Origin of the sequence: Halomonas sp. GFAJ-1 (genome assembly GCA_002966495.1) — a bacterium.
In the GTDB taxonomy this organism is placed as follows: Bacteria; Pseudomonadota; Gammaproteobacteria; order Pseudomonadales; family Halomonadaceae; genus Vreelandella.
This window is the reverse complement of sequence record CP016490.1, coordinates 2,908,031-2,920,323: the sequence shown is the minus strand read 5'-3', so window position 1 is coordinate 2,920,323 and position 12,293 is coordinate 2,908,031. Positions and strand designations below refer to the sequence as shown.

Annotated in this window: 12 protein-coding genes; 11 read left to right on the top strand and 1 reads right to left on the bottom strand. The window is 51.0% G+C overall.

What is annotated here, in order from left to right; all coding sequences use genetic code 11:
- The first annotated feature begins 49 nt into the window (after nt 1–49).
- The 5 genes from BB497_13145 (at nt 50) to BB497_13125 (ending at nt 4,605) form a co-directional block, all read left to right on the top strand.
- The gene (locus BB497_13145; GenBank protein AVI63583.1) at nt 50–244 is read left to right on the top strand and encodes a 50S ribosomal protein L35; all 195 of its coding nucleotides are present in this window, start codon (nt 50–52) and stop codon (nt 242–244) included.
- A gap of 57 nt (nt 245–301) precedes the next feature.
- Nucleotides 302–655 carry a 50S ribosomal protein L20 gene (locus tag BB497_13140; GenBank protein AVI63582.1) on the top strand — a complete coding sequence of 118 codons (354 nt, stop codon included), beginning with the start codon at nt 302–304 and terminating at the stop codon, nt 653–655.
- Nucleotides 656–810: 155 nt separating this feature from the next.
- On the top strand, nt 811–1,830 hold the full coding sequence (locus BB497_13135; protein AVI63581.1) for a phenylalanine--tRNA ligase subunit alpha: 1,020 nt from the start codon (nt 811–813) through the stop codon (nt 1,828–1,830).
- Between the two features lie 26 nt (nt 1,831–1,856).
- Nucleotides 1,857–4,238: a phenylalanine--tRNA ligase subunit beta gene (locus BB497_13130; protein AVI63580.1), complete on the top strand. Its 2,382-nt coding sequence runs from the start codon at nt 1,857–1,859 to the stop codon at nt 4,236–4,238.
- Between the two features lie 67 nt (nt 4,239–4,305).
- Nucleotides 4,306–4,605, top strand: a complete 300-nt coding sequence (locus BB497_13125) for an integration host factor subunit alpha (protein ID AVI63579.1) — start codon at nt 4,306–4,308, stop codon at nt 4,603–4,605.
- 166 nt (nt 4,606–4,771) lie between these two features.
- On the opposite strand, the gene BB497_13120 is transcribed toward BB497_13125, so the two are convergent.
- Nucleotides 4,772–4,978: a hypothetical protein gene (locus tag BB497_13120; protein ID AVI63578.1), complete on the bottom strand. Its 207-nt coding sequence runs from the start codon at nt 4,976–4,978 to the stop codon at nt 4,772–4,774.
- 143 nt (nt 4,979–5,121) lie between these two features.
- Between BB497_13120 and BB497_13115 the strand changes: the two genes are divergently transcribed.
- From BB497_13115 to BB497_13090, 6 genes are all read left to right on the top strand, one after another.
- Nucleotides 5,122–5,583: a nitric oxide synthase gene (locus BB497_13115; GenBank protein AVI63577.1), complete on the top strand. Its 462-nt coding sequence runs from the start codon at nt 5,122–5,124 to the stop codon at nt 5,581–5,583.
- A 2-nt stretch (nt 5,584–5,585) separates the two neighbouring features.
- Nucleotides 5,586–5,957 (top strand): hypothetical protein, encoded by a 372-nt coding sequence (locus BB497_13110; GenBank protein AVI63576.1) that lies wholly within the window; start codon nt 5,586–5,588, stop codon nt 5,955–5,957.
- Between the two features lie 231 nt (nt 5,958–6,188).
- Entirely contained in the window at nt 6,189–7,541 is a 1,353-nt protein-coding gene (locus tag BB497_13105; protein AVI63575.1) for a trigger factor, read from the top strand.
- Between the two features lie 65 nt (nt 7,542–7,606).
- Nucleotides 7,607–8,224 carry an ATP-dependent Clp endopeptidase, proteolytic subunit ClpP gene (locus BB497_13100; GenBank protein AVI63574.1) on the top strand — a complete coding sequence of 206 codons (618 nt, stop codon included), beginning with the start codon at nt 7,607–7,609 and terminating at the stop codon, nt 8,222–8,224.
- 74 nt (nt 8,225–8,298) lie between these two features.
- The gene (locus tag BB497_13095) at nt 8,299–9,576 is read left to right on the top strand and encodes an ATP-dependent protease ATP-binding subunit ClpX (protein AVI63573.1); all 1,278 of its coding nucleotides are present in this window, start codon (nt 8,299–8,301) and stop codon (nt 9,574–9,576) included.
- Between the two features lie 223 nt (nt 9,577–9,799).
- On the top strand, nt 9,800–12,229 hold the full coding sequence (locus BB497_13090) for an endopeptidase La (GenBank protein ID AVI63572.1): 2,430 nt from the start codon (nt 9,800–9,802) through the stop codon (nt 12,227–12,229).
- Nucleotides 12,230–12,293 lie beyond the last annotated feature (64 nt).

Here is a 12,293-nt window from a genome sequence, read left to right as displayed (position 1 = left end):
ACGCTGGTCGGCCCTGGGTTTTCTAAAAAATATCGAGCGGAGTTCTCTCATGCCGAAAATCAAAAGCAACAGCGGCGCTGCTAAGCGCTTTAAAAAGACCGCTAATGGCTTTAAGCACAAGCAGTCTTTCCGTAGCCACATCCTGACCAAGAAGTCGACCAAGCGTAAGCGTCAGCTGCGTGGAATGAAGCAGATTCATGCTGCTGATAAAGCGCTGATCCAGCGCATGCTGCCGAATCTGTAAGGTCGAATTATCTTATCTGAGTGCATATTGCCTCAGACTTAATGTCAGGAGTGTGTTATGACCCGTGTTAAGCGTGGCGTAGTTGCCCGTCGTCGCCATAAAAAAGTACTGAAACAGGCCAAAGGTTACTACGGTGCCCGTTCGCGTGTTTTCCGCGTAGCCAAGCAGGCTGTTATCAAAGCCGGCCAGTATGCTTACCGTGACCGCCGTAACCGTAAGCGCCAGTTCCGTGCGCTGTGGATCCAGCGTATTAATGCTGGTGCGCGCATTAACGGTATGTCTTACAGCCGTTTTGTTGGTGGCCTCAAAAAAGCCGGTATTGAAATCGACCGTAAAGTATTGGCCGATCTGGCGGTACACGAAAAAGCAGCGTTTGCTGCCATCGTGGAAAAAGCCAAGGCTGCCCAATAAGGTTTTTCGCGCTGAGTTAGATCAGTGTGAAATGCCCGAGGTCATTTCAGTGTGACCCAAACAGGGGAAGAGCAGCCGCTCTTCCCCTGTTTTTTTGTCACCTCCCTATGCCACACCATCTTTGGATGGAAACCGCTTAATTCGGAGTGAAACGGATGGATCACCTTCCTACTCTGGTATCAGAAGCTCGCGAAGCCATCCAGGCGGCGCCGAGTGTCTCTGCGTTAGATGAGTTACGAGTACGTTATTTAGGTAAAAAAGGCGATGTTACTGCCTTGTTAAAAGGCTTGGGTAAGTTATCCGCAGAAGAGCGTCCTGCCGCTGGCGAGCGTATTAACCAAGCGAAGCAAACTCTTTCCGAAGAAATTGATAAGAAGCGGCATGCGCTAGAAACCGAGGCATTGAACGCACGGTTAGCGGCAGAGCGGATTGACGTCACGCTACCGGGGCGTGGCCAGGCAGAGGGTGGGTTGCACCCTGTTACACGAACGCTTGAGCGTATCGAGAGTTTATTTACCCGTATTGGGTACGATGTGGCGGTAGGGCCTGAAATTGAGGACGACTACCATAATTTTGAAGCGCTCAATATTCCCGCTCACCACCCTGCGCGTGGAATGGCAGACACGTTCTACTTTGATGCTACTCGCTTGTTGCGTACGCATACCTCGCCGGTGCAAGTACGCACAATGAAAAGCAGTGAGCCGCCGATTAGGATCGTTTGTCCTGGGCGGGTATACCGAAGCGACTCCGACCTAACGCATACGCCCATGTTTCATCAGGTAGAGGGCCTGCTGGTTGACGAGGGCATAAGCTTTGCAGACTTGAAAGGAACGATAGAGGATTTCCTTCAAGCGTTTTTCGAGCGTGACGACCTCTCTGTACGTTTTCGTCCTTCCTACTTTCCGTTTACTGAGCCTTCGGCAGAAGTCGATATTCAGTGCGTCATGTGTAGTGGTAATGGTTGTCGCGTCTGCTCCCATAGCGGTTGGTTAGAAGTAATGGGCTGTGGAATGGTGCATCCAGAAGTATTCCGCCACTCGGGAATTGATACTGAGCGCTACACCGGTTTTGCTTTTGGAATGGGAGCGGAGCGTCTAGCCATGCTGCGCTATGGGGTGAATGACCTGCGCCTGTTTTTTGAAAATGATTTGCGCTTTTTACGTCAATTCTCCTAACGCCGCCGCCAAAGACAGGAACGAATATGAAATTTTCAGAACAGTGGCTGCGTGAATGGGTATCTCCGCAGTTGGATACGCAAGCGATTGCTGATCAAATCACCATGGCTGGCCTAGAAGTTGATGCGGTTGCGTCGGTTGCATCAGCATTCAGTGGCGTTGTTGTGGCGGAAGTGCTTACCAAAGAGAAGCACCCTGATGCTGATAAGCTTAACGTTTGTACGGTTAATGATGGTACGGGCGAGCCAGTTCAGGTGGTATGTGGGGCGCCCAATGTCGATGTAGGTCAGAAAATTCCTTTCGCCCAGGTAGGGGGTGTACTGCCAGGGGATTTTAAAATTAAAAAAGCCAAGCTGCGTGGTGTCGAGTCACGGGGCATGGTTTGCTCTGCTTCTGAATTGGGGTTGGAGGAGGAGGTCTCTCCCGGTATTTTGGTGTTGCCAGCCTCAGCGCCAATCGGGGTCAGTTTTCGAGAGTATATGCAGCTCGATGACATGACTATTGAGGTTGATCTAACACCTAACCGCGGTGACTGCCTTAGTATCAAGGGTCTTGCCCGAGAAGTTGGCGTATTGAATCGGCTACCGGTGAGCGGGCCTGCTACCCAGGCAATATCCGCTAGTATTGATGATACTTTTCCGATAGGTATTGAGGCTCCCGAGCAGTGCCCGCGCTATGCTGGTCGAGTCATTAAAGGCGTCGATGTTACCGTTGAAACGCCGCTTTGGATGGTAGAGCGCCTGCGCCGTAGTGGCGTTCGATCCATCGACCCAGTAGTAGATGTTACTAATTACGTTATGCTGGAACTTGGTCAGCCCTTGCATGCGTTTGATCGCGATAATTTGCAAGGTGGTATCACGGTGCGTTTGGCCCAAGAGGGTGAGCGGCTAACGCTGCTAGATGGTCAGGACATCGCGTTGCGCCCTGAAACGCTGGTGATAGCAGATAATAGCGGCCCCTTGGCGATGGCCGGCATTATGGGCGGTGAGAATTCAGGTGTTAGTAAATCCACTCATACTATTTTCCTAGAATCGGCGTATTTCACACCTTTAGCGATTGCGGGAAAAGCCCGCTCCTACGGTATGCATACTGATGCATCGCATCGTTTTGAGCGTGGTGTTGACCCTGAGCTTGCTGGTGTGGCCATTGAACGCGCCACGCAGCTGTTAATCGACATTTGTGGTGGGCAGGCAGGTCCTGTGACAGAGGCGGTTAGCAAGCCGCATATGCCAGCATTGCGGGCGATTTTTCTGCGAGAAAGCCGGTTGGAGAGTGCCCTTTCAAAGCATCTGGCTGCCGATGATGTGACCGATATTCTTCAGCGGCTGGGGTTAGAGGTAGATAAGCAGGCTGAAGGCTGGTCGGTGACAGCCCCCAGTTGGCGGTTTGACTTGGCTATCGAAGAGGATCTCATCGAAGAGATTGCTCGTATCCATGGCTACAATAACCTGCCTGTACGTCGGCCTGCGGCACGGTTAGCGTTGCGGCCTGCTAACGAGGCAACGCTGACCCAAAGGCAGCTGCGTAATCAGATGGTTGCGCGTGGCTTCCAAGAAGCGGTTACCTATAGCTTTGTAGCACCTGAGCTACAGGCGGCTATCTTGCCTGATGCGGTTTCTCCAGTGCTAGCCAACCCGATCTCATCTGATTTGTCAGTGATGCGCGCAAGCCTATTTCCTGGGCTAGTCCGTGCGCTAGAACACAATCTTAATCGCCAGCAGACCCGGGTGCGTTTATTTGAGACTGGTTTGGTGTTCAATGGTCATCTAGACAATCTCGCCCAAGTACCCATGATGGGGGCGTTAGTGTGTGGCTCCCGTGAGGCTGAAGGCTGGAGTTGTGCCAAGTCGTCGGTTGATTTTTACGACTTGAAAGGCGACCTGGAAAGTCTGTTGACACTTGGGGGGAATCAGCACGCGTGGCGTTTTGAGCCAGCGGTGCATCCGGCGTTACACCCAGGCCAAAGTGCGCAGCTGCTGCATAATGGCGAGCCTGCTGGCTGGATTGGCACTCTTCACCCGCAGGTTCGGGCAACGCTGGGGCTAAAAGTCGATGCGGTGCTCTTTGAAGTACGCCTTGATGCCCTTAGCGAAGGGCGTATTCCTGCTTTTGAGCCGTTATCACGTTACCCAGAAGTGCGTCGCGATTTAGCCTTTATGCTGAGCCAAGAAGTGCCGGTTCAGGCATTGCTAGACTGTGCCCAGGCTGAGGCAGGTGATTACTTGAAAGACATTAAGCTATTTGATGTCTATGCTGGTAAAGGGGTTGCTGACGGCTTCAAGAGTATTGCGTTAGGCTTGACCTGGCAGCATCCATCGCGCACGCTAAACGATGAAGAAATCAATCAGTTGGTCGATTCAATCGTGACACAAGTGCGTGTCAAATTGGACGCTGAACTGCGCGGCTAACCAGTACATGCCATGACGCGACGCTTATCACGTTCTTGGCAATGCGTTTGCTACAAGGAGGAGCCTTATGGGTGCGTTGACCAAAGCAGAGCTAGCGGAGCATTTACACACAGAGCTGGCGCTGTCTAAGCGAGAAGCAAAAGCGATGGTGGAAGCTTTTTTTGAAGAGATCCGTGCCTGTTTGCGCGAGAACGAGCAGGTCAAACTATCGGGGTTTGGTAACTTCGACTTGCGCGATAAGCGTGAGCGCCCTGGGCGTAATCCTAAAACAGGCGAGGAAATACCTATCTCTGCTCGTCGCGTCGTAACGTTTCGCCCTGGCCAAAAGCTGAAGCAGCAAGTGGAGCATTTTACCAGCTCACAATAGCCCTTAGCGCTTTATCCGTCTGTAGGTGAACGCAAGGCCGGTGAATGTAGCCAACAAAAAAGGAGTGCCTATGGCGCTCCTTTTTTAATGCGTATGTGTTTTTTGATGCCTGTGTGTTTTTGAGTAACTTAGCCCAGCAAAATCTAGGAGGACGTTGCTAAAGGCTTTATACGCCTCGCCCCTCTATCAGCCAAGTTATCACTACCTTGAGAATATAGCCCAGCATGCCAGCGCCGAGCACCACAAACAGCATAATGGTGCCAAATTTCCCCGCATTCGATTTTTTCGCAAGATCCCAAATAATAAAGCACATGAAAATAATTAGACCGCCAACCATGATCGGCGTTATCCAAGTCTCAAAGGTTTGCTGCATGAGAACTCCTAGTTGTGGTCGCAAGAGGGCTGAAGGAGAGGCGTGCGTCAATTTTGCCAATCGTGTTAATATTTGAGCAAATTCATCAGGTATTTGTCGACTGAACAAAGCGCAGTGCGACACTTTTACAGGGGAGTGCGACGATGCCCAAGCTAAACATCTTAGTTGGAACCATGTATGGCGGCGCGTTAGATGTTGCTGAGCAAGTTAAGCCACTTTTTGAGCAGGCAGGCTACAGCGTCGATATTATTGAACAGCCCACCTTAAATGATGTGACCGGTAGTGATGGGGTTTCCCTGTTTTGTGTCTCCACGACAGGAAGTGGTGATTTTCCAGGTAACTTTGTGCCTTTTGTTCGCTCTTTGCGCGACCAAAGTCCTTCGCTAACGGCCTTGCGCTACGGCCTGATTGCGTTGGGCGATAGCTCCTACGGAGAAACGTTCTGTGGTGCAGGTAGGGCCCTTGATGCGTTGTTGGAAGACCATGGTGCGATGCGCCTAGGCGAACGGCTTGAGGTGGATGCAATGGAGACTTTTATGGCAGATGATGCCGCGCTGCCCTGGGTAGAAGAGTGGATTGATGCTCAGCAGCTGAAGGTTGGCTAGCGATGCAGAGGATCCCTTACTCTCCCGAACGGGTTAGCGTCGCTATTGGACTGTGTCTTGTCATGCTGTCCGCTTTGCCGCGCTATGCGGCAGGAGGGCATGAGTCGCGCCAGACACTGCTTTTGATAGCCTTAGTCTTCGTCGCTAGTGCTGCCGTGTTACAGTGGCGGATGCTATCTGTGACTGCGCGCCAAGGCTTGCCGAAGCTCATTATGCGGTTGGCCGTAATGATGGTATTCGGAGCACTAGCCATGGGAAGCTGGCATGCGCTATTTACTGACTGGATCAGTTGGCAGGTCTTTATTTCTCATGCTGCCACCGCTGGCTTGCTGCTACATGCCGTTAGTTTGTGGTGGTTCAGGCGTGAAGAGTGAAAAATGAGATGAGTGGTTAGTTAAAAATAGCCACATTCGAACGAATAGAGCAGTGTTTCCGCTCAAAGTGACGTTTTAAGCACGGTATTTAAGGGTTGTTCCCTTGTAATTGATGGTTCTGACCCCATCTTGCGAGCATGGCGCTTGCCACCATGCGCTAGGGTTCTTAAAATCGCCCCTTGAACTTATTATACGCAATCAACACAACGCCCAGCCGCTAGAGGACAATTCATGCAAGTTTCCGTCGAGACGACCTCCCAGATCGAACGCCGTATCACAATTCAGGTGCCGGCTGCCGAAATCGACGAGGCCGTCAGCGCTCGCTTGAAAGACACTGCGAAAAACGTTCGCTTGAATGGTTTTCGCCAAGGCCGGGTGCCGATGGCTGTAGTTCGTCAGCGCTACGGCGATAGTGTACGTAATGAAGTGGTTGGCGAGGTAATGCGTGAGCGTTATGTGCGCGCCATCACTGAAGAGGGTCTTAACCCTGCAGGCTTCCCGCAGATTGAGCCTAAAGTTAATCAAGCGGGTAAAGACCTTGAATTTGTTGCACTGATGGAAGTTTACCCTCAGGTTGAATTGGCTTCGATTGAAGGTGTTGAAGTTGAGCGTCCTGTGGTAACCGTCAGCGATGCAGATGTCGATGAAATGATTGACACGCTGCGTAAGCAAAACGCTGGGTGGGAAGAAGTGGATGCCGCCGCCGCTGATGGTGACCAAGTGACCATCGACTTTCAGGGTTTCCTGGGCGATGAGCCATTTGAAGGCGGAAGCGCTGAAGGTCATGCCCTTGTTATCGGTTCTAACAGCTTTATACCCGGCTTTGAAGAGCAGTTGATTGGCGCTAAAGCAGGTGAAGAAAAAACCATCAGCGTTACCTTCCCTGACGACTACCAGGCTGAGCATCTTGCCGGTAAAGAAGCGACGTTCAAAGTCACCGTCCACAAGGTGAGCACCCAGAAGCTACCTGAGGTTGACGCTGAATTTATCGAGCGTTTCGGTGTGGAAGGCGGTGACGAGTCCCAATTCCGTGCTGAAATTAAGAAAAATATGACCCGTGAAGCGGCTCAGGCGGTTGATAACCGTGTCAAGCAGCAGGTGTTGGATGCGCTGAAAAACGCTAATGAAATCCCCGTGCCTAGCGCCTTGGTTCAGCAAGAGACGGATGGTATGAAGCGTCAGGCTGCCCAGCAGTTTGGTTTAGGCGAAGATTTCGACGTTAGTCAGTTGCCCAACGAATTGTTTGCAGAGCAAGCCAAAGGTCGTGTTCAAGTAGGCCTGTTGCTGGCGGAAGTTATCAAGGCTAACGAGCTAGATGCTGATGATGATGCCATCAAAGCTAAGGTCGAAGAGTTGGCTGAACAGTACCAAGATCCATCAGAGGTTGTTAGTTACTATATGGGTAACGAACAGCTAAAAACCCAGGTGAAGTCTGCCATTCTTGAAGAGAAGGCGGTAGAGAAGCTGCTGGAGCAAACCAATGTCAAAGACGTTGAGATGTCTTATCAGCAAGCGCTAGCGGCTGCTCAACAGCAGGCTGAACAAGATGAGAACGCTGAAGAGGGCGAGCAGGCAAGCGCCTGATCTCATTGAGTAGCGCACCTTTAACGGGTGCGCTTTTCCCTTACCGGACGCAAGGAATCACCCGAATGAGTGAATTTGATATTCAAAACGCCGGCGGTTTAGTGCCCATGGTGGTTGAGCAGAGCGCCAAAGGGGAAAGAGCCTACGATATTTATTCACGTCTGCTAAAAGAGCGTGTCATCTTCCTGGTAGGCCCGGTAGAAGATTACATGGCGAATTTGGTCGTCGCGCAGCTGCTATTTCTTGAGTCGGAAAATCCTGATAAAGATATTCATCTCTATATCAACTCGCCAGGCGGCTCTGTGACAGCGGGTATGTCAATTTACGACACCATGCAGTTTATCAAGCCTGACGTTTCTACCGTATGTATCGGTCAAGCGGCCAGCATGGGCGCGCTGCTGCTGACAGCCGGTGCGGCTGGCAAGCGCTACTGCTTGCCCAACTCTCGGGTAATGATCCATCAGCCGCTAGGTGGTTATCAGGGGCAAGCGTCGGATATTGAAATCCACACCCGTGAGATATTGGGTATCCGCGAGAAGTTAAACCAGATTTTGGCGCATCACACAGGCCAAGATATCGAGACAGTTGCCAGTGATACTGATCGCGACAACTTTATGAGCGCTCATAAAGCCAAAGAATATGGCTTGATTGACGCAGTGCTGGATAAGCGCCCTACATCCTGATAGCGTGATAGGATTCTGCTTTTCTAACGAGCTTTTCCGGCGGCGTAAGCCGCCGCAGTGATAGAGGTACGCGAATGGCCGACGGCAAAGGCAAGGACGAAGGTGGTAAGCTGCTTTACTGTTCGTTTTGCGGTAAAAATCAAAACGAAGTACGTAAACTAATTGCAGGCCCGTCCGTATATATCTGCGATGAGTGTGTCGACTTATGTAATGACATCATTCGCGAGGAAGTTCTCGAAGCCGATGCCGAGAGCGATGAGGAGCGTTTACCTACGCCCCGCGAAATACGTCACACATTAGACGACTACGTCATCGGGCAAGATCGCGCCAAAATGGTGCTTTCTGTAGCGGTTTATAACCACTACAAGCGCTTAAAAGCAGACGTACGTGATGGCGATGTGGAGCTAGGTAAATCTAATATTCTGCTCATTGGTCCTACCGGTAGTGGTAAAACGCTGCTAGCAGAAACCATGGCGCGGCTATTAAATGTGCCTTTCACCATTGCTGATGCAACAACATTAACGGAAGCAGGCTACGTGGGTGAGGATGTCGAAAACATCATCCAGAAGTTGCTCCAGAAGTGTGATTACGACGTCGAAAAAGCTGAGCGCGGAATTGTCTACATCGATGAGATAGATAAAATTTCACGCAAATCTGATAACCCATCCATTACACGGGACGTATCAGGTGAAGGTGTACAGCAGGCGCTGCTTAAGCTAATTGAAGGTACGACCGCCTCTGTGCCGCCGCAAGGTGGCCGTAAGCACCCGCAGCAAGAGTTTGTTCAGGTAAACACGGGTAATATTCTGTTTATCGTAGGTGGTGCGTTTGCTGGTTTGGATAAGGTTATTCGTGATCGCGCTGAGAAAGGCGGCATTGGCTTTAACGCCAGCGTGAAGAGTAAAGAGTCCTCGCGTGGTGTTGGCGAGCTGCTTGCGGATGTTGAGCCAGAAGATTTAGTGAAATTTGGGTTAATACCCGAATTCGTAGGTCGACTTCCGGTAATAGCAACGCTCACCGAGCTAACCGAAGATGCACTGGTACAGATTCTGACCGAGCCCAAGAACTCGCTTGTGAAGCAGTATGCCAAGCTCTTCGAAATGGAAGATGTCACACTTGAATTTAGGGATGATGCACTGCGCTCAGTAGCGGCTAAGGCAATGGAGCGTAAAACCGGTGCCCGTGGTCTGCGTTCTATTCTTGAGTCTGTCCTGCTTGACACTATGTATGAGATTCCTTCGCTGGAAGGTGTCAGCAAAGTGGTTATTGACGAGTCTGTAATTGCAGGAGAAAGCGAGCCACTGTTGCTCTACTCCCAAGAGGAAGCTCGCGTTGATGGCACTGATGGCTAGCCAGTTGGCTTGCACTGCGGCCTAGCATATGTCGCTTGTGTTGAACCAGGGGGTCGCCTAGGCGACCCCCTGCTATTAGGCATAGTACATTTTTGTGACATGCTTTTAGTATAGTGCTTTTACATAGTGTTCTTGTACAATGTTTGTGCAAGTGCTTTTCATGCTGTGAGGTGCTTGTTCAAGTACCCTTAAAGTACACATCCGATTTTGAGGAACGTCTGCGATGCAGCAGAACGCCGAACAGACACAATGTCTACCCCTGTTGCCACTGCGGGATGTCGTTGTTTACCCGCAAATGGTCATCCCTCTTTTTGTTGGCCGTGAAAAATCTATCCAAGCCTTGGAAGCGGCGATGGAGGCCGACAAGCGTGTACTGCTGGTGGCTCAGCGCGAGGCTTCTCAGGATGATCCGGACAACGCAGACCTTTACGCCATGGGGACTGTGGCGGATATTATGCAGTTGCTTAAATTGCCAGACGGCACCGTAAAGGTGCTTATTGAGGGTAGTTTTCGAGCTGATGTTGTCACTATTGAAGAAAATGAAGCAGGTTATACTCAGGCCCATTTAGTGGCGCGTGAAAGTGAACCGCTTACCAGTCGCGAGCAAGAAGCGCTGGTGCGCGTGCTGCTAAATCAATTTGAGCAGTACGTAAAACTATCCAAAAAAGTCCCCAACGAAGTTCTTAACTCCCTTTCGGGGATTGAAGACCCGAGCCGTTTGGTGGATACCATCTGCGCTCATTTGTCGCTGAAAATTGGTGACAAACAAGAGCTACTAGAGATGGATCGTGTGCGGGATCGCATCGAACATCTGATGGCGCTAATTGAGTCTGAAATCGATTTGCTTCAAGTCGAGAAGCGCATTCGTTCTCGCGTCAAAGAGCAGATGGAAAAGACCCAGCGTGAGTACTACCTGAATGAACAGATGAAAGCCATCCAGAAAGAGATGGGTGAGCTGGATAATGTTCCTAATGAGACGGAAAAGTACGAGCAGGCCATCCAGACTTCAGGTATGCCCAAAGAGGCGGCTGAAAAAGCGACTCAAGAGCTTAATAAGCTTAAGATGATGGCAACTAACTCCGCCGAAGCTACTGTCGTGCGGTCTTATCTCGACTGGCTAATTGCTGTTCCCTGGAAAAAGCGCACGCGGGTAAAGCATGACTTGGTAAAAGCTCAGCAAGTGCTTGATGAGGATCACTACGGCCTGGAAGAGGTCAAGGCGCGTATACTGGAGTATTTGGCGGTACAGAAGCGCGTACGCAAGATGAAAGGCCCTGTGCTGTGTTTAGTGGGGCCGCCTGGTGTGGGTAAGACTTCTCTGGGGCAGTCCATTGCGCGAGCGACCAATCGTAAATATGTGCGCTTGGCGTTAGGGGGGGTGCGCGATGAATCAGAGATTCGTGGCCACCGGCGTACTTATATCGGGTCGCTACCCGGTAAATTGATGCAGCGAATGAGTCGTGCAGGTGTGAAGAACCCGCTATTCTTACTTGATGAAGTGGATAAACTGGGTATGGATCATCGTGGTGACCCCGCGTCAGCGCTTTTGGAAGTTCTCGACCCTGAACAAAATAATAGCTTTAGTGATCATTACTTAGAGCTTGATTACGATCTCTCCGAAACGTTGTTTATCTGTACGGCCAACTCGATGAATATCCCCGGTCCGCTGCTTGACCGTATGGAGATTATTCGTCTGCCGGGTTACACCGAAGATGAGAAGCTTGCCATCGCCAAACGCTACTTGTTGCCCAAGCAACTGGAAGCTAATGGTCTCAAAGATGCCGAGCTGGCACTGCAGGATGACGCGTTATTAGAACTAGTGCGTTACTACACGCGTGAAGCGGGTGTGCGTGAATTAGAGCGCCAAATCGCAAAAGTATGTCGAAAGGTGCTGCGCGAACGTCTAGAGGCGGAGCGGGTCTCTCAAGAGCAGAAAGGTAGCAAATTACAAGCGGGCCAAGAGCTGTCCGCTGAAGAGATCGAAGCCTATGCGGGCGTACGCCGCTATAGCTACGGACTAGCAGAGAAAGCGAACCAAGTGGGGCGTGTAACTGGGCTTGCCTGGACCTCCGTGGGGGGTGAGCTGCTCAATATTGAGTCTGTAGTGACGCCTGGTAAAGGCCGCATTAATAAAACGGGTTCGCTTGGCGACGTGATGAAAGAGTCGGTCAGCGCTGCTCAAACGGTGGTCAAGGCGCGTGCGCATGAGTACGGGATCGACCCCCAGCGGTTTGAGACCGAAGATCTTCATATACACGTTCCGGAAGGTGCGACACCGAAGGACGGACCAAGTGCTGGTATTGCCATGGTGACAGCGATTGTCTCGGCCTATACTCAGCGTGCGGTGCGCTGTGATGTTGCCATGACAGGTGAGGTTAACCTGCGTGGAGAAGTATTGCCTATCGGCGGGTTAAAGGAGAAATTGCTGGCAGCTCGTCGCGGTGGTATAAAGACCGTCTTAATTCCTGAGGAAAATCGTCGAGATCTCAAGGAAGTACCGGAAAATATCAAAGGTGCACTTGATATTCGTCCCGTACAATGGATAGATGAGGTGTTAGCGGTAGCGCTTGTGAACAATCAAGTCGATGAAGGTGCCTCGTTAAAAGGTACTGATAAGTCTTTTAGTTCGAATGCCGTAGTCAGCACGCATTAAGCATTAGGGCTCTTTGGAGCTTTAATATTACGTAATAAGTTTGCCCATTGCCGTGTGCAAAGGG

Bases quoted from the DNA above. Each gene is read 5' to 3' on its own strand.
- BB497_13135 (AVI63581.1), top strand. From the start codon at position 811: ATGGATCACCTTCCTACTCTGGTATCAGAAGCTCGCGAAGCCATCCAG.
- BB497_13115 (AVI63577.1), top strand. From the start codon at position 5,122: ATGCCCAAGCTAAACATCTTAGTTGGAACCATGTATGGCGGCGCGTTA.
- BB497_13145 (AVI63583.1), top strand. From the start codon at position 50: ATGCCGAAAATCAAAAGCAACAGCGGCGCTGCTAAGCGCTTTAAAAAG.
- BB497_13130 (AVI63580.1), top strand. From the start codon at position 1,857: ATGAAATTTTCAGAACAGTGGCTGCGTGAATGGGTATCTCCGCAGTTG.
- BB497_13125 (AVI63579.1), top strand. From the start codon at position 4,306: ATGGGTGCGTTGACCAAAGCAGAGCTAGCGGAGCATTTACACACAGAG.
- BB497_13090 (AVI63572.1), top strand. From the start codon at position 9,800: ATGCAGCAGAACGCCGAACAGACACAATGTCTACCCCTGTTGCCACTG.
- BB497_13105 (AVI63575.1), top strand. From the start codon at position 6,189: ATGCAAGTTTCCGTCGAGACGACCTCCCAGATCGAACGCCGTATCACA.
- BB497_13100 (AVI63574.1), top strand. From the start codon at position 7,607: ATGAGTGAATTTGATATTCAAAACGCCGGCGGTTTAGTGCCCATGGTG.
- BB497_13110 (AVI63576.1), top strand. From the start codon at position 5,586: ATGCAGAGGATCCCTTACTCTCCCGAACGGGTTAGCGTCGCTATTGGA.
- BB497_13120 (AVI63578.1), bottom strand. From the start codon at position 4,978: ATGCAGCAAACCTTTGAGACTTGGATAACGCCGATCATGGTTGGCGGT.
- BB497_13140 (AVI63582.1), top strand. From the start codon at position 302: ATGACCCGTGTTAAGCGTGGCGTAGTTGCCCGTCGTCGCCATAAAAAA.
- BB497_13095 (AVI63573.1), top strand. From the start codon at position 8,299: ATGGCCGACGGCAAAGGCAAGGACGAAGGTGGTAAGCTGCTTTACTGT.